This is a genomic window from Leisingera sp. NJS204, assembly GCF_004123675.1.
Taxonomy (GTDB): domain Bacteria; phylum Pseudomonadota; class Alphaproteobacteria; order Rhodobacterales; family Rhodobacteraceae; genus Leisingera.
Map to the genome: position 1 here is coordinate 189899 of NZ_CP035417.1, position 17537 is coordinate 207435.

Genomic DNA, 17537 nt, shown 5'->3' on the forward strand with positions numbered 1-17537 from the left:
CAACGCGCTAAGTGAAAAAGAAAAGGACCCCTGCCGGATTAAAGGCAGGGGTCCAGTGAATGGACCAAATCGGGGACGGGCCCTGCAGCGTTTTCAGGCTGCTAACTGTTGAAAGACGCACAGCACGCGGAAATGTTCCGCAAGAAATGCGCGGAGCGCAAAATTCTGTGGCTCATTCGCCTGCGCAAATGCGCTGCGGGGCGCCAGTCTGGCAATGCGAGGGATCAGACCAGCGGGCGTTCACGGACATGGCTTTCCTCACCCGCCAGCTCTTCCAGCTTTTCCATATCATGGATCGTCAGCGTACCTTGCTGCCAGCTCAGAACGCCATTCTTGCGCAATTCGGCAAGTTGTTTGTTGGTGTGGACAAGAGAAAGGCCCAAAGCGTCTGCAATATCTTGCTGGGTATAGGGAAGGGGCGCCGTATTTTTGCGGGCCTGCCCGGTTCCTTCGGCACGTCGAAAGAAACGGGCCATTGCCCAGGCGATCTTCTCATAGGCCGGGCGCTGACCGACAGCGGCCAGCGCATCGCCCAGGAAATGTTCCTCGACCGCAGCCAGATGGGCAACAGCAAAGGCGCGTTCGGGGTGGCAGGTAAACAGATCCCAGATGCCGGCCCGGTTGAACACGCAGAGCGTCATATCCGTCACCGCTTCGACCGAGTGGCCCATTTCCCCCATCACCCCGGCCTGCAGGCCCAGGAAATCGCCGGGCATCACAAAGCCGACCACCTGGCGGCTGCCATCGCTTAGCATTTTGTATTTCAGCCCCATGCCAGACAGGGCGGTGAACAATTGCGGTGATTTTTCCCCCTGGGTCAGCAGGTGGGTTCCGGGGCCTGCCTGCATTTCACCAGTCTTGAAGCGCTGCATGAAATCGGCCTCTTCCGGCGAGAACTCCAGGAACAGGGACTGCCTGCGCAGCGGGCAGTTTTCGCAATTGGTTGTCATGACCAGCCTCACCGGCAAAGGCGCGGCTCCGTTCTGCCTGTGCGGATGCCCAGCGGATGCACCTGCGCCACTATTGTCCGTCGGTCCGGCCTCTGGGAAGAAAAAAGACGCAGGACAAGACCGCGCTCTCCGCCAGGAGCAGCGCAGTACTGACACACAGACCGGACATTCAGGCAGCGGGGGTCTTGGATAGAATCCCGGCTGTCACGCTGTCGGTCAGCTCCAGTGCCTCGTCATCTTTCAGGTGCAGCAGATCCGCAAGGGATGCACGGGCGCGTCCGACCCGGCTTTTGATCGTGCCGACTGCGACACCGCAGGTTTCTGCGGCTTCCTCATAGGAAAATCCGCCCGCACCCACCAGGGTCAGGGCTTCGCGCTGGGTGTCAGGCAGCTGGTCAAAGGCCTGCATAAAGTCGCGCATGTTCAGGCGGCCGTCGTGATCGGGCTTGGAGGCCAGCGCCAAAGCCAGCGATCCGTCGGCATCCTCCACCTCGCGCTTACGCTTGCGGCGCAGTGAATAGAAAGTATTGCGCAGAATGGTAAACAGCCAAGCCCGCATGTTGGTGCCGGTTTTGAACTTGCCGATGTTGGTCCAAGCCTTGATCAGCGTGTCCTGCACCAGATCATCGGCGGTTGCGGAATTCCGGGTGAGACTGAGCGCAAAGGCGCGCAGCGCGCCGAGATGCTCGGTCAACTCATCGCGCGGATCAGCTGTCATTGGATGTCCTTCTTAGGAAGCTCAGCTTTGCGCAGCTGCTCAAGCAGATCGGTGAACCGCTCGGGCAGCGGTTCCGCTGCCAGTTCGTCAAAGGCCTTCTTCAAATTGCGGTCGATATGGTCCGCAGCACGGGGCACTTGTTGGTGGTGTTTTAGGTTTGCCATTTTTCCCTCTGCTCGACGCTCACCGGAAGCCAACGCGTCAAGATGGGAATGGTTCCTGCCGGTGCCGTATAAAACAGGGGCTGGCTGGACGAGCACCTTGGCCGCCGCAGATATCAATAGGCGCGTTTACGCTGGCTTGCCTGCCTGCTCCCAGCCGGAAACTCCCCAGGAGAGTCATTTGATGTCAGGCCGGTCATCTGCGCCACGGTGTGTCATTAAACGGCTGACCGACAGAAGCAGGGCCGCCAGCCCCGCCGTGAGAAAAGCCATCACAGAGAAGCCGAGGCCCGCCGCCATTCCAACCGCTCCGGCAACCCAAATGCTGGCTGCCGTAGTAATGCCGCCGACCCGCTTGTCACCCTTGATGATCGCCCCCGCGCCGATAAAGCCGATAGCGCCCATCAGCCCCTGGGCCACGCGGGTCGGATCGGAAGACAGGCCCTCGGCTTGCATCTGACGGCCGAATTCCAGACCCAAGATAACAAAAGCGGCAGCACCAAGCGAAACCATCATGTAGGTGCGGATGCCCACCCGGCGGTGGCGCAATTCCCGGTCCAGCCCCAGCAGCGCACCGCCTGCCAGGGCAACGGCCAGCCGCAATGCCCAGTCCAGCTGTAAGGCCCAGTCCAGCTGTGTTGAAAAGCTTCCTGCACCTGCGAATATGTCCATTCAGCCGATCCTCCCGACAATACTCCTGGTCCCCGCGCGGCTGCAGGGGCACGACTGGCAAACGCCTGAAACGGCGCCGAGTTCCCTGGCCGGGCTCCCTTGCGGGTTCGCTGCCAGGCGCCGGTTCAAATGCTCACCTGCGCGAGCAAGCGCTTGCACCCTTACTCAGCTTCCTGCGCCTAAGGGCCTATCATTATAGGAAAACTTGCGGGAATCCGATCATTTAAAAAGTTTCTCCAGCCAATTCAGGAACCTTTCAAGAAGCCCGCGCGTTGCTTCGGTGCATCCCCAAGAAGGGGCAGAAACGTAAGGAGCTTAAAACATGACTCATCTGATCCGCACCACCGCCCTTGTTACGGCTATGGCGACGGCAGCTGCAGCCGGCTCAAAAGTCTCCGAAATAGACGTGACGGCAGACCTGAGCGCGATCGAGAATTATCCGGCAGCCGCAGTCTGGACCAGCCTGGAAACAGACTTGGAAACCGCCCTGGCGGAGCGCCTTGTCGGCCAAATCGCGGATGAAGATGCTGAAGAGGCGGCGGAAATCCATGTTGAGATCGACTCCGTCATGCTGGCCAGCAATTTCGAACAGGCTCTGGGCGTTGGAGAATGGATGCTGAAAGGCGATGTGGACATTGATATGCCCGACGCATCCAAGGACATGCGTTACGATCTGACCGTTTCAGCTGACCAGCTGAACACATATTACCCCGAAGGCACTGACCCGGCCGCCGTCGCTGTAGACAGCGAGGTGTTTTACACCGCCATCATCGATGCCTTTGCAGGCAACGTTGCGTCGAAACTGAAGTAAGGAAAACACTATGCGCATCATTCTCGCACTATTCGCACTGGCCGGCCTGGCCGCCTGTGAAACCACCGAAGGCTTTGGCAGGGACGTGTCGAATCTCGGCAATGAAATCACCGAAGAATCCCAAGAAGCACAGTAGAGAGCTGCTGTACTTCCTGGATGTTTATTGGCCCGGCGGCTTATCGGCGCCGGGCCTTTTTTGCGCCGGTTGTGCTGAAGCGCCAGGCAACGGGACTGGTGGCGGTTCAGACGATGTCTTCAGTCGCCCCCGGCAAAGGTTGCCGCAATTCTGACATCCTATCGGGGTCATGCGGAACCAATAGTCCGCGGCGCGCCTCGGGACGGCGCACCTTGTTGCGGCGGATTTCGTTCTGCCACCAAGCGGCTGCACGGGCCGGATCCAATGCTTCAGCCGGCAATTCTTCTTGCCACCAGTGCCGCGTCAGCGCATGCCACAACGTCCTGATCCTGTCTTGCTGCGTGATCCGCAGCGCTGCCTCAGTATCCCATCGCATTGAGCGCCCGTTCAGATTGGCTGAACCCACCATGGCGAAATCCTGGTCAGTGAGCAGAACCTTGCTGTGCAGATAGATCATCGGAGATCCCGCCAGCACCGAAGGCGCTTCGCGGGCTGCCATGCGCCGCTGCACCGGGCTGGCAATACAGGCGCGCGCACCAAAGGCGGCGCTTATCTCCTGCAGCGCTTCGGCCTGCAGCGCCATGCCATAGCGCGCATCCAATCCGCGGTTTTCATCAAAGGCGACCTCCTCGGGCAGCGCGGGAAGGATCAGGATCAGCGACAGGTCCGGGTTGCGGCGTGCGGCATCGGCCAGCCCGCGCGCAATTACGCTGGAGCGCAGGTATTGGGTTTCCAGATAAATCAGCTGCCGGGCTCGTTCGAAGGCCTCCAGGTGGTCCTCCTCAATCTCCTTCAGGACCGTCCTCGGTGATAAGGCCCAGAAACCGGCGCGGCGCGGTGCAGACAGCGTGCGGCGGATATGCTTGCCATCGGGCGGTTGCTTGCGCAGGGCGATTTCGTCCTGAAAGCGCTCCAGATGGCTTGCGGCTTCTGCGGCTTCGGGGCCGCGCAGCATCAACTGCACATCGGCCCATGTTTCATGCGCCGGCTGGTCATGCTTCTGCGTGTCATAACGGCGCCGGTTCAGATCCAGCCCGCCGATATACAGAACCTCACGGTCGATCACCGCGACTTTCTGGTGCTGCGAAACCGGGTAAAGCTGCGGCACACCCTGACGGCTGGCCGCGGCAGGCCGCAGACGTCTAGGCAGCTTGCGCAGTTTGCGCATCACGAACGGAGAAAAGGCAAGCCGCGGCAAGAGACCCGCCCGCGCCGGATGCAGAACGGCCGAGACCGATAGCCGCGCAGCCTGATCCGGTTCAAGCCGGGCCGCGATCCCTTGCGCCTGTTTCAACGTGTCTTGTGCGGCGGCATGCAGCGGCGCGGCCATGACAGGATCAAAGTCGCTTACAATCAGCCGGACCCGAACCCCGCGCTGTAATGCGTCAACAATCAGATCGGCCCAGGTTTCCCCGGTTTCCAGCGCTTCGGGGCTTAGCAGGCGGTTGGCGAAATCGAACAGGCGGAAGCTGGCGGTGATTTCGCTCCGGGCATCCAGGACTGCGCGCTCAAACGCGGGCCAGGCCTGCTCCGCGGTGATCAGAACTTCAAAATCACCGCGGCAGAGTTCAGGCGGCGGGTTCTGCTTCATCTTGCTCCTGTTCCGGCATCGGCGCTGCTGGTGGTACGGCTCCTGCAACGGCGGGAAAGCCCAGCCGGTACGTAAAACTGTGCTCTGTTTCATGCGTGACGGCTTCGCCGTCAAGTTGAGTGGCAAACGCTGCCATCAGCCGTGTTCCGATGCCAGTTCCGCCGATTTCCTCCGCCGGATCCAGCAGAGGTTGCCCTTTGGTGTTGGTCAATTCCAGCTCCAGCCAATTCTCGGCGGTTTCGCGCAAACTGACACTGATTTCCGGCCGTCCCCCGTCGGGCACGCCAATGTATTTGACCGCATTGGTCATCGCCTCCGATACAAGCATTGACAAGGTTACGCCCTGATCCTGGCTGAGCGGCATCTGTGCAAGGTTCGTTTCGATCGCAATGTCCTGTCCGGTTCCTGCATTCATGGTGCCGATCTCCGCGATCAGCTCATTGATCAGCTCCCGGCTGTCCACGGTGGAAATGTCGGGGTTGGTGTTCAGGCTGCGATGGATCGTCGCCAGGCCGCGCACCCGCCGCTGCAGCTGTGCCAGCATCCTCCGGGCTTCGGGGGTCTGTGCGTTCCGGCCCTGCATATTCATTATGGACGCCACAAGCTGGAGGTTGTTTTTCACCCGGTGATGCACCTCGCGCAGCAGCATGGTCTTTTCCTCAAGGTCAAGCTCGCGCCGACGCTCTGCTTCGCTGAGAATCGCCACCATGCGGTTAAAAGACAGCCGGGCTTCCTCAAACTCGCGCGGAGGGCTGTTGAGTTTCAGGCTTGGGTCATCCCGCTCTCCCAGCGCATACAGCCGCATTGCCCTGCGCAACGCGCTGAGATGGCGGATCACCATTTGCTGAAGACCGAGGACAGCAACCGAAATCCCGGCAAGCCACATCAGGACCGGGAAAGCGAGCGTCATCCAGGATGTTGGGCTGGCGCTTACGGTCATGGCATTTTCCACCGGCCAGCTGCCGACTACGGAAACTTGCCCGGGGAGAATTTCACTCACTGCGAAAAAACGTTCCTGGCCAGAGCGCGCGTCTTCAAAAAACGTGTCGCCGGTGCGTTGCAGCAGTTCCCGGCGCGGTACTGAAACCGGCAGGGCCTGTGCGGCTTGCTGCTCTGGAATGCTTGCGGACAGGATCTCCCCCTGCGCGTCCAGAGTGACAAACCGAATACCCTGCTCGGCCCATTTTGTGCCGGACAGTGATTTGGTCAGCTGATGCGGAACCGCGATGGAGACGTAGCCCAGCAGGATGCCGTCGCGCTGCACCGGGCTGGTTGCCACCAGCTGGGGACCGCTTCCGCCCAGTATCTCCTGGCCCGCCGCAAACGAGAGGCGAGCAGCCTGCCGGGCTTTGAGAAACGGCCACTTCTCGGAGATATCCCCGATGCTGCCGTCCGAGGTGCATTCCATCGAGCCGCCGGGCGTGATGAAGGCGGCAAAAGTGAACGGGTTCTGGCCCTGGGTGAACGATTTCATCAGGTTTGCACAGCGGTCATCACTGCCGAACACTGGCAGGATGGCTGCGGCCAGGCCTTCTGTCGCGCCGCCGGCCCGCTGTAAAAGTTCACGCTCCTTGGCGGCGGCCTGCTGTGTGTGTGCCAGCAATGATGCATGGGACAGCCTGTTGGCTTCTGCCACCACGGCGTTGGTCTGGTACAGAGCGATCAGGCCCAGCGGCAACAGCGCAAATGTCATCAGCGCGGCCAGGCGTACCAGCAGGCTGCCGGCCTGCAGCCGCGGGACTTTGATCATGCGGCGCTTTGCTGGGCGACGATCCCAGCCGTGACCGTATCAGTCAGTTCCATTTTGCTTTCTTCATCCAATTCCATCAGCTCTGCCAGGCGGGCACGGGCACGGTTTACACGGCTTTTGACAGTTCCGGTCTTCACGCCGCACATTTCTGCTGCTTCGTCATAGGAAAATCCGCCTGCGCCAACCAGCACCAAAGCTTCGCGCTGCTCGTCGTTCAATTGCGCAAAGGCGGCGTTGAAATCGCGCATGTGAAGCCGCCCGTCGTGATCGGGCTTTTGCGCCAGGGCGCCGGACAACGCGCCATCTGTATCCTCCACCTCGCGCTTGCGCTTGCGGCGCAGCGAATAATAGGTGTTGCGCAGAATGGTGAACAACCAGGCCCGCATGTTGGTACCGGTTTTGAACTTGTCGATATTGGTCCAGGCTTTGACCAGCGTGTCCTGCACCAGATCATCGGCTGTGGCCCCATTGCGGGCAAGGCTAAGGGCAAAAGCGCGCAGGGCGCCCAGGTGGTTGACCAGGTCCTCTCTCGGGTCATGCGCGGAGTCAGTCATCGGAGCGGTTCTCCTCCGGCTGGTCCGGGGCGCGGGGTGCGTGCGCTTCCTTTTCCTTCAGCTGTTTCAGCAGATCGGTAAACCGGTCCGGCACCGGTTCACTCGCGATCTCATCGAAGGCCCGCTTGAGGTTTTCGTCTATTTCGCGGTCGGCCTGTTCATTGCGCGGCCGGGCGCGTCGTGGCTGTGTCATGCAATCCATCGGTTTTTTGCGCAGTTTCTGGAACCAAACGCGTTGAGGCGCGTATAGTTCCATATGTATTGCAAAAAAAGGGACGACGCAAAATGACTGCTCACTCGGGAGAATTGATCGCCAGCCAGATTGGCGCAAACCTGCCCTACCTGCGCCGCTATGCCCGGGCGCTGACCGGCAGCCAGAGCAGCGGCGACAAATATGCGCTGGCTTCGCTTGAAGCCATTCTGGCTGGCGAAAGTGATTACGACAGCGAACTTTCACCCAAAGTTGCGCTGTTCCGCGTCTTTCATGCGATCTGGTCCTCTTCCGGCTCGCCCGCCGGGGAAGAAGAAGTCGATACAAGCCTGGCGGCGAAGGCGCAGAGACACATGCGGCGGCTTACGCCGAACACCCGTGAAGCGCTGCTGCTGCACACGATCGAGGAGTTCAGTGCAGCCGATACCGGCATCGTCATGGGGGTGAGCGATGACGAAGCTTCAGAACTGATTGCGATCGCTTACGAAGAAATGTCGCGCGCCACTTCCGGCCGGATCATGATCATTGAGGACGAAGCGATCATCTCAATGGACCTTGAGGCCATCGTGACCGGAATGGGCCACAGTGTGACAGGCATTGCCCGAACCGAAGCCCGTGCTTTGGATCTGGCGTCCGAGGCCCCGGCCGATTTGATCCTGTCGGACATTCAGCTGGCGGATAATTCCAGCGGCATCGACGCGGTCAACGGCATTCTGGCCAAGCATGGCGACCGCCCGGTGATTTTCATCACGGCCTACCCCGAACGCCTGCTGACCGGCGAAGGGCCGGAGCCGGCCTTCCTGATCTCAAAACCCTACACCGAGGATCAGGTGCGTTCGGCAGTGAGCCAGGCGATGTTTTTTTCCTCGACCGAAACGCTGAAAGCCTGATCAGGTCCGGGGATGAAAAGCGCATGGCCCGGTCCGGATTGCGGACCGGGTAAGATGCGGGGCCAGCCGCTTTTACGAGCGCACCTCAATTGCAGGCACAACCAACCTCGTTGCCAGTGAATGGCCCTGCGTCTTAGCCTATGCCAAGATGCCGGGGGGCACTGCTCACCGCAGATTTTTGCCGGCTGGGGCTTGAGCCGCCACATCGGTCACAGCCAAAGCCAGCTCTGCGCGCATCTGGGCGAGCGAGCCATGGCGCAGCTGCCATTTGCCGCCGGAAACCGCCAGAGTCGGCACCGCACTGATCCGCCAGGAGGCGGCCAGCTGCCGGTCCTGGGAAACCAATTGCGTAACTTCAGCACTGTGCATGTCCTTGCGCAGCCGTCCGGCATCCAGCCCGCAGGAACGGGCCGCATCCAGCAGCACGCCTTCGTCCGCTATATTGCGGTTCTCCGTCAGATGCGCGGCCTGCACCGCATCGAAATAGTCCCAGTGCCCGGCGTCCCCTGTCTGCAGTTCAGCGGCCTTGCAGGCTTTGGCGCTCAGCAGGCCGGTGGGATAGGGGAAGCGCTGGCGGCGCATCCCCTCCACGTTGATGCGGCTGCCTTTGTCATGTTCGGCGCATCGCTCCCAATGGCCCAGAATGGCGGATTTGGCTCTCTCCGCAGAGCCAAAGGCCGCTGCCAGTTTGGCGGGCGAGTCCTGCAGGACAAAGGTGCGATGACGCACCCGGATTGGAAATTCGGCGGCCAGTTTGCGCAGCTTAGGGGACATCACAAAGCACCAGCCGCAAACGGTGTCGTGGAAGAAGTCGATGGTCAGAACGGGGGATTTCATCATTTCACCTCGATGAGAAGGAAAAGGGCTGCCGGCAGGTCAGGCGCCGGCAGCCGCAGATGCGTCAGTTGCCGCTCAGCGGGGTATCCAGAAGCACCGGCTTGTCCCCGGAGAAGTCGATCCAGGCATTGGTGCCGTTCAGGCGGGAACCGGCCGCATTGTCCGCATCAAAATGGATCTCGAACTGCTCGGGCCCGTGCGCATAAGCGACAACCAGACCATACTCGGGGTTCAGGAAACCGCCGTGCGGGCGGATGCCGGGGTAGCTGATGCGCCAGGCTTCGCCTTCCGGGCCGACATGACCAAGCGTAAGCTTGCCGATGACATCGCCGGGCAGCTCAAAGAACCAGACCCAGGGGCCGCCGGAGACAATTGTCATAACCTCATCAATGCCAGTGCCGTCCTCGGCGTGGTTGATGTGCAGCGGGCCGAATTTCTTGTGGACCCAGACCCGGGTGTCCGCATCCATCTTGTTCATGTCATAGACCTTGGGGTAGGGCGCAACACCCGGTTCCGAAGTGGTGAGGGAGCCGCCCTTTTCGACCGTTGGCTGCCGTCCCGCAGCTGCGATTTCCGCCAGCAGATCTTCGCGGCTGAGTGCAAAGGCAGAGATCAGCTGCGCCTCCTCCTCGGCGGTGATGGCGCGGCTGCGGGAGGCCTCAAGGACCGGCAGCGCCTGGTCCGGGATCGCAACTGTGCTGACGCGGACCTCGACGCTGTGCAGCACCGTGTTCACATCTTCCACGCCGATCGAGGCGGGACGGCCGTCGGTGTATTCCAGTTTCAGGAGGCCAGCGGTGTCCTCGGCGCCGGCAAGACCCTGGGCGGGCAGCCACAGCACGGCTGCGGCTGCGGCAAGTTTCGAAAGCAGTTTCATGGTGGAACTCTCCATTTCTGTTTCCGGGGAAGCGGCCCCGGTCCGGTTGCGGGGTGAGAGGTTCAGGCGCGAAGGGCTGTCCTGTCCCGCCCGTGAGGCTGGCTCAGATCCTGGTCCGGACCGACAGAGATGATCCCATGCGGGTTGATGTGCCGGTGGCTCAGGAAATAGTGCTGGCGGATGGCCTCCATATCGATCGTGGCGGCCACGCCTGGGACCTGGAAGAGGTCGCGCAGATAGGGGCCGAGGTTGCGGTAGTCGGCGATCCGCTTGCGGTCGGTCTTGAAATGCGTCGCATAGACCGGATCGAACCGGACAAGGGTGGTGAACAGGCGCCAGTCGGCTTCGGTGAGCCGCTCCCCGGTCAGGTAGCGACGGGTGCCGAGCAGGGCGTCCAGCTCATTCAGCTTGCCGAACAGGGCGGTGATCGCCTCGTCATAAGCCGCCTGGGTGGTGGCAAAGCCTGCGCGGTAGACGCCATTGTTGACCGGGGCATAGATTTCGGCGCTGATCCGGTCGATCTCCTGCTGCAAGTCCGGCGGATAGAAATCCGGGGCGGTGCCCGTCAGCCCGGCAAAGGCTGAATTCAGCATCCGCATGATCTCGCCGGAATCGTTGCTGACAATGCGGCCGGTGCTCTTGTCAAACAGAACCGGCACCGTGACCGGGCCGGTGTGGCCGGGATCCGCCCGCTGATAGACCTGATAGAGGTGCTTATCTCTTGGCACCCCGGCGGCAGGGTCATGCCCCGCGGTGTCGATCTGCCAGCCGTCAGGGCCTGCCAGCGGCACCATCTGGGTGACGGTGATGATCTCCTCCAGCCCCTTCAGCGCGCGCAGGATCGTGGTGCGGTGGCTCCAGGGGCAGGCCATGGAGACATAAAGGTGGTAGCGGCCCGCTTCGGCCGGGAAGTCCGCATCCACCCGCGGCTCGACCCATCCACGGAAGCCGCTGCTCATGCGGCGGAACACACCGTCTCCCGGTTTCGGCTTTTCGGTGAGCACACCGTCGATCAGCATCTTTGCCATGGCTCGTCTCCTTGATGACCCGGCAAAGGTATTCGGTTTCCAGCCACGCGATAATCCGGATAGAATGAAACCTGATGTTGAGAAAAACTCACCCTTCTCGGAGTAAGAGAGAGAAATGGAAGGAATGGGAGATATCCCGGTGATTGTGGCGGTTGCCGAGACACAGGGGTTTGCCGCAGCGGCGCGGCGGCTGGGGGTGAGCAAATCCGCGGTCAGCAAACGGATCACGCTCATCGAAAAGAGGTTGGGCGCGCAACTGTTTCACCGCTCCACCCGTAATGTCAGCCTGACCGAAGCGGGCGAGCATTTCTATGCCCATGCGGTCCGGGCGCAGGAGGCGGCACAGGAGGCCGAGGACAGCGTGCTGGCTCTGCAGGAGGCCCCCAAGGGGCGGCTGAAGGTGAATGTTCCGATGGCATTCGGGCGACTGCATGTGGCGCCGCTGGTGTCCGAGTTTCTGGCGCGTTACCCCGGCGTGTCGGTGGATATGGTGATGGATGACCGGGTGGCGGATCTGTTTGCGGAAGGGTTCGACCTGGCGCTGCGCGGCGGAACCCTGGCGGTTTCCGCGCTGGTCGCCCGCAAGATCGCGCCCTTGCACAACGTCCTGGCTGCTGCCCCGGCATACCTTGATCGCTATGGCACACCGGAAACGGTCAGCGGTCTGAGCCGCCACAACTGCCTGCAGTATTCCTACAGCCGGGATTTTCAGGAGTGGGTTTTCGATTGCGATGGTGAGGTGCAAACCTTCCGGCCCGGCGGGAGTTTCAGCGTCAACAACGGCGAGGCGCTGCGGGAAGCGATCCTGGGCGGGACGGGGATCGGCCGGCTGCCGACCTTCACTGCCGGCCCGGACCTGGCGGCGGGGCGGCTGGTGCGGGTGCTGCCGCACTGCCTGCTGCCGTCGCAGACCCTTTATGCCATCTACCCGGAGCGCCGCTATCTGCCTGCCAAGGTGCGGGTTTTCATTGATTTCATCCTGGAACACCTTGGCGGTGAGGTGCCGCCCTGGGACCGGGACGCACGTGTGTGAAAGCCGCGAAAGTGCTGCCCGCCGGTCTCCTTTTACTAGCGGCATAGGCATCAATGAGGCCAATTCGCTTGTTCATTCAATGCTGTGAACTCTGGCAGCGGAAACCATAGGGCTACGACGCCTGTGCTTTTGCCCAGTAGGGCAAGCAGCGCGCGCCCTTACACGGCGCTTTCAGTTTTGGTCCGGCGGCAGCCGGATGAACGGCCAAGCCTGCTTAGAGGCCGCCCGGTGGCGCTGTTTGAACTTGGCGGCGGCCGGGCGGCTGCAAAGCGTGTTTGCGGTCTTGAACCGGTGTGACTCCATAGAACTTCCGGTAATGCAGTGTCAGGGTCGAGGAGCTGGCATAGCCAACAGCATGGGCTATGCGGGACACGGTATCCCATGAATGAAGCACCATCTGCCGGGCGGCCTTCAGGCGCTGGCGGCGGTAGTATTCGCCGGGGCTGAGGCCGGTGGCGGCGCGAAAACTGCGCTCCAGCTGGCGCGGCGAGATGCCGGCCATGCGGGCCACGTCGCGGATGCACACCGGTGTTTCGTAATTCTCCGAGAAGATCGCCATAGCCTCTTTTACTGCGGGTGGCATCTGGTCGACGGTGCGGTCGCTTTGCAGCACCGGGACCTTCTGACGGGCGCTGCCGTTGCGGATGACGGGATGCTGGAACAGGCAGGCGATTTCATTTTTGGCGTCTGCACCGAGAACAGTGCCGATCAGCTCCAGTGACAGGTCGAACATGGCGGTCGCACCAGAGATCGTATGAATATTGCCGTCCCGCACAATCAGCCGGTCAACAGCCGGGCAATCGGGAAAGGCGGCCTCAAAGGCGCTGCGGTAACACCAGTGAACAGCGCAGCGCCGTCCGGACAAAACCCCGCTGCGCGCCAGCGGGAAAACACCACCGGACACTGCGCCCAAGGTCACACCATGCCGCGATAAGTAGCGCAGCCGCCCATGCCCTGAGACAGGATCTTCGAATTCACCTTCCGGGCCGGACAGCAGGAACAGGCAGTCCAGCCCTTTGATCCCGGCAAGGCTGGCATCTGCTGGAAAAAGGACCCCGGCTGAAGCCGCTGCGTCCGCGCCGGTTTCCGTCACCAAGGACCAGGAAAACACCTGGTGCCCGGCGATTTCATTGGCGGAGCGCAGCGGCTCCATTGCCGAGGTCAGGCAGGCCATGGGAAAGCCTGGAAACAGCAGAAAGCCTATGCGGGTGGATGGGGCGGGGCCAAAGTCGTTGGAATGGATAGTCATGATGTCACTCCAGCCCCAGCGCATCTTTCTTGGTCTTCGCCCAGGTGGTGACCAGGTGGTCGACCATCAGCCCCATGAAAGCGACGGCAAGACCAAGCACCAGCCCTTTGCCCACATCGGTGGAAGACAGCGCACGCTGCATCTCCTGGCCCAGATCCTGGGTACCGATGAAGGCGGCGATGATCACCATGAACAGCGAGAACATCACCGACTGGTTCACCCCGACCATGATGGTAGGCAGCGCCATCGGCAGGCGGACTTTCCACAGGGTTTGCATCCGGGTGGCACCGGCCATATCAGCGGCTTCGATCAGGGTTTCGGGCACCTGGCGCAACCCTTCAATGGTGTAGCGCACCAGCGGCACGGCTGCGAACAGGACCACGGCGCCGATCACCGCCACATCGTTCACCCCGAACAGCATGACCACCGGGATCAGGTAGATGAAGCTGGGGAAGGTTTGCAATGTGTCGCAGATGAGCAGGGCAAGGGCGGCACGTTTCTCGTGAAACGATCCCCAGATGCCCAGCGGAAAACCCAGCACAGTCGCAATCGAGACCGCGACGACGACAGTATAAACAGTGATCATCGCACGATCCCACCAGCCGGACATGGCGATGAGGCCGAAGAAAGCAACGCATACCAAAGCTGACCGCAGCCCGCCGATGGCCCAGCCTGCGGCGGCCAGCAGCGCCAGCACTGCGGCATAGGGCATCCATAGGAAGGCATCGCGGATCGGGATCAGCACCCAGGTGATCAGGAACCAGCGCAGCCATTGGGTGACCGGATCTATCAGCACGATGAACCAGTCCGCGACGGCATCAATCGGCTTGGAGATGGTGAAGGCGTCGCGGCGGCCGATCTGGTCCATTACTGGAATGAACTGTGCCAGCAGGATGCAGGCCAGCGACAGGCCCGCAGCGATCAGCAGGAACTTGTTGCGGACCGCAAAGGAGATGCCTTTTTCAAAATGCTCAGGCTGCTTGGTCGCCCAGGCCTTGGTGCAACGGTCCAGCATGACGGCCAGCAGCACGATGGTGATGCCGATCTCGACCGAGCGGCCGATCTTCAACGCCTGCAGCAGTTGCAGCAGCTTCTGGCCCAGCCCCGGCATGCCGATGAAGCTGGCCAGAACCACCATCGCAAGACACTGCATGATGACCTGGTTCACACCGACCAGGATCTCGGTCCGGGCGGTGGGGATGCGGACGTGGCGCAGCAGCTGCCAGCGGGTTGAGCCGCACATGTGTCCGCTTTCAATCACCTCATGCGGGACCTTGCGCAAACCCAGCAAGGACATGCGGATCATCGGCGGCACCGAAAAGATGATGGTGACAATGGCACCCGCCTTGGGGCCGACGCCGATAAAGACAACCACCGGGATCATATAGGCGAAATGCGGCAGGCTTTGCGCGATGTTGAGGATTGGATTCAGGATCCGTTCAAAGCTCTTCGAGCGCCAGGCGAGGACGCCCATGACCAGCCCGAACAGGATCGAGAACGGGGCCGCGACAACGATAACCGAAAGGGTTTCCATCGCCCATTTCCACTGTCCCATGACGGCGATCCAGACAAAAGTGCCGCCGGTCAGCAGCGACAGCCGCCAGCCTTGTAACGCATAGCCGATAACAAAGCCGATGCTGGCAATCACGGTCCACGGAATGGGGCCGACGCGGGGCCAGCGGTTCTTGCCGTAAAGCAAGTTGGCGGTCACATCGAGCAGCCATTCAACCCCATCAGCAAAGGCGCGGGTCAGGTAGATAAGTCCAAGATCATCGCGCAGGAAGTTAAAGATCGCGTTGATCCAGTCGGCAAAAGGCAGCACCAGCCATTCAGGCGGCCTTACCAGCCCTGCCGGCAGCACGGCATTGCCCGCCGCCAGAACGCAGGCCAGCGCAAACAGCGCCCAGCCGGTTCTGGCGCGTGTCCATGTCTGAGGTTTTCCAGAAAGGACCATCGTCTGATCTGTCATGACGGCTCTCCCAGAAGCACGTCCAGCGCTTCTTGGCGGTTCATCGCACCGATCAGGCTGCCTGCGGTGTTGGCAACCGGCAGAAAGTCGCGGTTGTCATTGACCAGCAGGCGCGCCAGTTCGGCGATGGTCTGTTTTTCTCCGATCGGCGTGCCGGTCAGGCTGTGTCCATTCACCTCGCGTGCCAAAACACCGGCATGCACCACGCGGGATTTCTCAATTTCTTCGGTGAATTTCGCAACATACTGGGTAGCCGGGTTCAGCACGATCTGATCGGGGGTGTCGCACTGTTCAACCACGCCGTCCTTCATGATGGCAATCCGGTCGGCAAGGCGCAGGGCCTCGTCAAAGTCGTGCGTGATAAAGACGATGGTCTTGCCCAGCATTTCCTGCAGCCGCAGGAATTCGTCCTGCATCTCGCGGCGGATCAGCGGGTCGAGGGCTGAAAACGGCTCGTCCAGGAACCAGATATCAGGTTCAATTGCCAGGCTTCGGGCGATGCCGACACGTTGCTGCTGGCCGCCGGATAGTTCGCGCGGGAAGTAATCCTCGCGCCCTGACAGGCCTACCAGTTCGATCACCTCCAGCGCACGGGCGCGGCGTGCGTGGCGGTCCTGGCCGCGCATTTCCAGCGGGAATGCCACGTTGTCCAGCACGGTACGGTGCGGCAAAAGACCGAAGCTTTGGAACACCATGCCCATCTTGTTGCGACGCAGGCCGATCAGCTCTTTCTCGGACATCTCGCCGATGTTCTGACCGTCAACCTGAACCTCGCCGCCGGTGATATCAATCAGACGGGACAGGCAGCGTACAAAGGTGGACTTGCCGGAGCCTGACAGCCCCATGATCACCAGCATTTCCCCCTTGGCAATATCCAGAGAGACGTCGCGCACAGCTGCGATGTAGCCAGCCTGGCGGATCTCATCAAAGCCGGGGTTGCCGGTCAGTGACTTCAGATACTGTTCTGGTTGGGCGCCAAACAGCTTCCAGACGTTTTTGCAGGAAATGACGGGGGTGGCGGCGGTCATGGCTTTTCTTTCATTGGCAGAGAAACCGGGGCAGCGCGCTGCCCCGGAATAAGGGTCTGAAGGGGGAATCAGGAACCGGTCCAGGGCTTCCAGAGACCCTCATTCGCGGCCAGCCATTCAGCTGCGGCGTCCTCAGGCTCCATCTCGTCAATATCGACCAGCTTGGCCATTTCTGCGATTTGCGGGTTGGTAAAGCTGATTTCGGTCAGCGTTTCATAGGCCGCCGGCCATTTCTCTTTCATGCCGTCCCAAGCGGCCTTCTTGAGGTAGCCGTTGGCCGGATTGCCGCAGTCATAGGTGGCGTCCGGGTTCGGGCCGACGGACGGGTCCTTGTCGCAGCCTTCGACCCAGGTGGGGAATTCGACGAATTCACCTGGCCAGACAGCTTCGGCAAAGTTCGGCGTCCAGTTGAAGATCACCACCGGCTTTTTGGTCCTTTCAGCAGCGGCAACTTCGGCCCAAAGCGCCGAGGCAGACCCTGCGTTCACAACTGTGAAGTTCATGCCGAGGGCCTCAACACGCTCGGCGTCGTGCTTGAGCCAGTCAACAGGACCGCCCAGGAAACGGCCCTTGTCGCCAGTTTCAGGTGTGGCAAAAGCCGCAGCGCAGTCGTTCAGCGCTTCCCAGCTTGGCAAGCCAGGGCAGGCGTCTTTGGTCCAGGCCGGATACCACCAGTCTTCGCGGGTCACGGCATTGTGGTCGCCTGCGTCATGCAGGCCGCCTTTGGACAGCGCCTCGTTGAAGGACTTGCCAAAGGCGCCTTCCCAGACTTCCAGTTCCAGGGTCACATCGCCAAGGCGGACGGATTCATAGACTGCCTGGCTGTCGGTCGACACATATTCGACACTGTTGCCCATTGATTCAAAGATTTGTCCGACAACGTGGCTCATCACGATCTGGCTCGACCAGTTGTGGATCGGAATAATGATAGGGTCCGAGGAATCCTCGGCCATCGCCATCGGGGCCGTCATCATCATGGCCGCAGCGCTGGCCATTAGGTATTGCCGGTATCTCATGTGTGTCTCCCTGTTGTCGCAGCCCTGGTCCTGATGGCCTGAGCCTTTCCGCGTTT

19 protein-coding genes are annotated in these 17537 nt (G+C 61.2%); 4 read left to right on the plus strand and 15 right to left on the minus strand.

All coding sequences use genetic code 11. The annotated features are described in order from the left end of the window. Positions 1–224: 224 nt before the first annotated feature. From ETW24_RS01030 to ETW24_RS01045, 4 genes are all read right to left on the minus strand, one after another. A complete protein-coding gene (locus ETW24_RS01030) occupies positions 225–950 on the minus strand; it encodes a Crp/Fnr family transcriptional regulator (RefSeq protein ID WP_129369375.1) in 726 nt (241 codons plus the stop codon). 169 nt (positions 951–1119) lie between these two features. Next, positions 1120–1668 carry an RNA polymerase sigma factor gene (locus ETW24_RS01035; RefSeq protein ID WP_129369376.1) on the minus strand — a complete coding sequence of 183 codons (549 nt, stop codon included), beginning with the start codon at positions 1666–1668 and terminating at the stop codon, positions 1120–1122. Beyond that, positions 1665–1832, minus strand: a complete 168-nt coding sequence (locus tag ETW24_RS01040) for a NepR family anti-sigma factor (protein ID WP_129369377.1) — start codon at positions 1830–1832, stop codon at positions 1665–1667. Before ETW24_RS01040 ends, ETW24_RS01035 begins: the two co-directional genes overlap by 4 nt. Positions 1833–2006: 174 nt before the next feature. After that, complete coding sequence (locus ETW24_RS01045) at positions 2007–2501, minus strand: MgtC/SapB family protein (RefSeq protein WP_254695669.1); 495 nt, start codon at positions 2499–2501, stop codon at positions 2007–2009. Between the two features lie 322 nt (positions 2502–2823). On the opposite strand from ETW24_RS01045, the gene ETW24_RS01050 reads away from it, so the two are divergent. Both ETW24_RS01050 and ETW24_RS01055 read left to right on the plus strand, forming a co-directional pair. After that, complete coding sequence (locus ETW24_RS01050; RefSeq protein ID WP_129369378.1) at positions 2824–3312, plus strand: hypothetical protein; 489 nt, start codon at positions 2824–2826, stop codon at positions 3310–3312. A gap of 10 nt (positions 3313–3322) precedes the next feature. Continuing rightward, on the plus strand, positions 3323–3448 hold the full coding sequence (locus ETW24_RS01055; RefSeq protein ID WP_129369379.1) for an entericidin A/B family lipoprotein: 126 nt from the start codon (positions 3323–3325) through the stop codon (positions 3446–3448). A gap of 106 nt (positions 3449–3554) precedes the next feature. Here ETW24_RS01055 and ETW24_RS01060 read toward each other — a convergent pair whose 3' ends face one another. Genes ETW24_RS01060 through ETW24_RS01075 form a run of 4 tightly spaced genes read right to left on the minus strand, consistent with a single transcriptional unit; the run spans position 3555 to position 7536 of the window. After that, positions 3555–5039 carry a phospholipase D family protein gene (locus ETW24_RS01060; protein ID WP_129369380.1) on the minus strand — a complete coding sequence of 495 codons (1485 nt, stop codon included), beginning with the start codon at positions 5037–5039 and terminating at the stop codon, positions 3555–3557. Continuing rightward, complete coding sequence (locus ETW24_RS01065; RefSeq protein ID WP_129369381.1) at positions 5017–6789, minus strand: sensor histidine kinase; 1773 nt, start codon at positions 6787–6789, stop codon at positions 5017–5019. Before ETW24_RS01065 ends, ETW24_RS01060 begins: the two co-directional genes overlap by 23 nt. Then, complete coding sequence (locus ETW24_RS01070; RefSeq protein ID WP_129369382.1) at positions 6786–7343, minus strand: RNA polymerase sigma factor; 558 nt, start codon at positions 7341–7343, stop codon at positions 6786–6788. The genes ETW24_RS01065 and ETW24_RS01070 overlap by 4 nt, the downstream gene beginning before the upstream one ends. Continuing rightward, on the minus strand, positions 7336–7536 hold the full coding sequence (locus ETW24_RS01075; protein WP_129369383.1) for a NepR family anti-sigma factor: 201 nt from the start codon (positions 7534–7536) through the stop codon (positions 7336–7338). The genes ETW24_RS01070 and ETW24_RS01075 overlap by 8 nt, the downstream gene beginning before the upstream one ends. A 92-nt stretch (positions 7537–7628) precedes the next feature. Between ETW24_RS01075 and ETW24_RS01080 the strand changes: the two genes are divergently transcribed. Continuing rightward, a complete protein-coding gene (locus ETW24_RS01080) occupies positions 7629–8444 on the plus strand; it encodes a response regulator (protein WP_129369384.1) in 816 nt (271 codons plus the stop codon). A 165-nt stretch (positions 8445–8609) separates the two neighbouring features. Here ETW24_RS01080 and ETW24_RS01085 read toward each other — a convergent pair whose 3' ends face one another. The 3 genes from ETW24_RS01085 to ETW24_RS01095 all read right to left on the minus strand — a co-directional run bounded on the left by ETW24_RS01085 (position 8610) and on the right by ETW24_RS01095 (position 11186). Then, on the minus strand, positions 8610–9281 hold the full coding sequence (locus ETW24_RS01085; protein ID WP_129372796.1) for a DsbA family oxidoreductase: 672 nt from the start codon (positions 9279–9281) through the stop codon (positions 8610–8612). Between the two features lie 64 nt (positions 9282–9345). Next, positions 9346–10158, minus strand: coding sequence for a hypothetical protein (locus ETW24_RS01090; RefSeq protein ID WP_129369385.1), 813 nt, complete (start codon positions 10156–10158; stop codon positions 9346–9348). Positions 10159–10220: 62 nt separating this feature from the next. Next, positions 10221–11186 carry a glutathione S-transferase family protein gene (locus ETW24_RS01095; RefSeq protein WP_129369386.1) on the minus strand — a complete coding sequence of 322 codons (966 nt, stop codon included), beginning with the start codon at positions 11184–11186 and terminating at the stop codon, positions 10221–10223. 115 nt (positions 11187–11301) lie between these two features. Between ETW24_RS01095 and ETW24_RS01100 the strand changes: the two genes are divergently transcribed. Next, complete coding sequence (locus tag ETW24_RS01100; protein WP_129369387.1) at positions 11302–12219, plus strand: LysR family transcriptional regulator; 918 nt, start codon at positions 11302–11304, stop codon at positions 12217–12219. A 214-nt stretch (positions 12220–12433) separates the two neighbouring features. Here ETW24_RS01100 and ETW24_RS01105 read toward each other — a convergent pair whose 3' ends face one another. The 4 genes from ETW24_RS01105 to ETW24_RS01120 form a co-directional block, all read right to left on the minus strand. Next, positions 12434–13468, minus strand: a complete 1035-nt coding sequence (locus ETW24_RS01105; protein WP_129369388.1) for a GlxA family transcriptional regulator — start codon at positions 13466–13468, stop codon at positions 12434–12436. A 4-nt stretch (positions 13469–13472) separates the two neighbouring features. Beyond that, complete coding sequence (locus tag ETW24_RS01110) at positions 13473–15437, minus strand: ABC transporter permease (RefSeq protein WP_129369389.1); 1965 nt, start codon at positions 15435–15437, stop codon at positions 13473–13475. Further along, positions 15434–16465 carry a quaternary amine ABC transporter ATP-binding protein gene (locus tag ETW24_RS01115; protein WP_129369390.1) on the minus strand — a complete coding sequence of 344 codons (1032 nt, stop codon included), beginning with the start codon at positions 16463–16465 and terminating at the stop codon, positions 15434–15436. The genes ETW24_RS01110 and ETW24_RS01115 overlap by 4 nt, the downstream gene beginning before the upstream one ends. A 68-nt stretch (positions 16466–16533) precedes the next feature. Further along, on the minus strand, positions 16534–17481 hold the full coding sequence (locus ETW24_RS01120; RefSeq protein ID WP_129369391.1) for an ABC transporter substrate-binding protein: 948 nt from the start codon (positions 17479–17481) through the stop codon (positions 16534–16536). Positions 17482–17537 lie beyond the last annotated feature (56 nt).

Bases quoted from the DNA above. Each gene is read 5' to 3' on its own strand.
- ETW24_RS01075 (WP_129369383.1), bottom strand. From the start codon at position 7,536: ATGACACAGCCACGACGCGCCCGGCCGCGCAATGAACAGGCCGACCGC.
- ETW24_RS01105 (WP_129369388.1), bottom strand. From the start codon at position 13,468: ATGACTATCCATTCCAACGACTTTGGCCCCGCCCCATCCACCCGCATA.
- ETW24_RS01040 (WP_129369377.1), bottom strand. From the start codon at position 1,832: ATGGCAAACCTAAAACACCACCAACAAGTGCCCCGTGCTGCGGACCAT.
- ETW24_RS01085 (WP_129372796.1), bottom strand. From the start codon at position 9,281: ATGAAATCCCCCGTTCTGACCATCGACTTCTTCCACGACACCGTTTGC.
- ETW24_RS01120 (WP_129369391.1), bottom strand. From the start codon at position 17,481: ATGAGATACCGGCAATACCTAATGGCCAGCGCTGCGGCCATGATGATG.
- ETW24_RS01095 (WP_129369386.1), bottom strand. From the start codon at position 11,186: ATGGCAAAGATGCTGATCGACGGTGTGCTCACCGAAAAGCCGAAACCG.
- ETW24_RS01065 (WP_129369381.1), bottom strand. From the start codon at position 6,789: ATGATCAAAGTCCCGCGGCTGCAGGCCGGCAGCCTGCTGGTACGCCTG.
- ETW24_RS01060 (WP_129369380.1), bottom strand. From the start codon at position 5,039: ATGAAGCAGAACCCGCCGCCTGAACTCTGCCGCGGTGATTTTGAAGTT.
- ETW24_RS01080 (WP_129369384.1), top strand. From the start codon at position 7,629: ATGACTGCTCACTCGGGAGAATTGATCGCCAGCCAGATTGGCGCAAAC.
- ETW24_RS01070 (WP_129369382.1), bottom strand. From the start codon at position 7,343: ATGACTGACTCCGCGCATGACCCGAGAGAGGACCTGGTCAACCACCTG.
- ETW24_RS01055 (WP_129369379.1), top strand. From the start codon at position 3,323: ATGCGCATCATTCTCGCACTATTCGCACTGGCCGGCCTGGCCGCCTGT.
- ETW24_RS01090 (WP_129369385.1), bottom strand. From the start codon at position 10,158: ATGAAACTGCTTTCGAAACTTGCCGCAGCCGCAGCCGTGCTGTGGCTG.
- ETW24_RS01115 (WP_129369390.1), bottom strand. From the start codon at position 16,465: ATGACCGCCGCCACCCCCGTCATTTCCTGCAAAAACGTCTGGAAGCTG.
- ETW24_RS01030 (WP_129369375.1), bottom strand. From the start codon at position 950: ATGACAACCAATTGCGAAAACTGCCCGCTGCGCAGGCAGTCCCTGTTC.
- ETW24_RS01100 (WP_129369387.1), top strand. From the start codon at position 11,302: ATGGAAGGAATGGGAGATATCCCGGTGATTGTGGCGGTTGCCGAGACA.
- ETW24_RS01110 (WP_129369389.1), bottom strand. From the start codon at position 15,437: ATGACAGATCAGACGATGGTCCTTTCTGGAAAACCTCAGACATGGACA.
- ETW24_RS01035 (WP_129369376.1), bottom strand. From the start codon at position 1,668: ATGACAGCTGATCCGCGCGATGAGTTGACCGAGCATCTCGGCGCGCTG.
- ETW24_RS01050 (WP_129369378.1), top strand. From the start codon at position 2,824: ATGACTCATCTGATCCGCACCACCGCCCTTGTTACGGCTATGGCGACG.
- ETW24_RS01045 (WP_254695669.1), bottom strand. From the start codon at position 2,501: ATGGACATATTCGCAGGTGCAGGAAGCTTTTCAACACAGCTGGACTGG.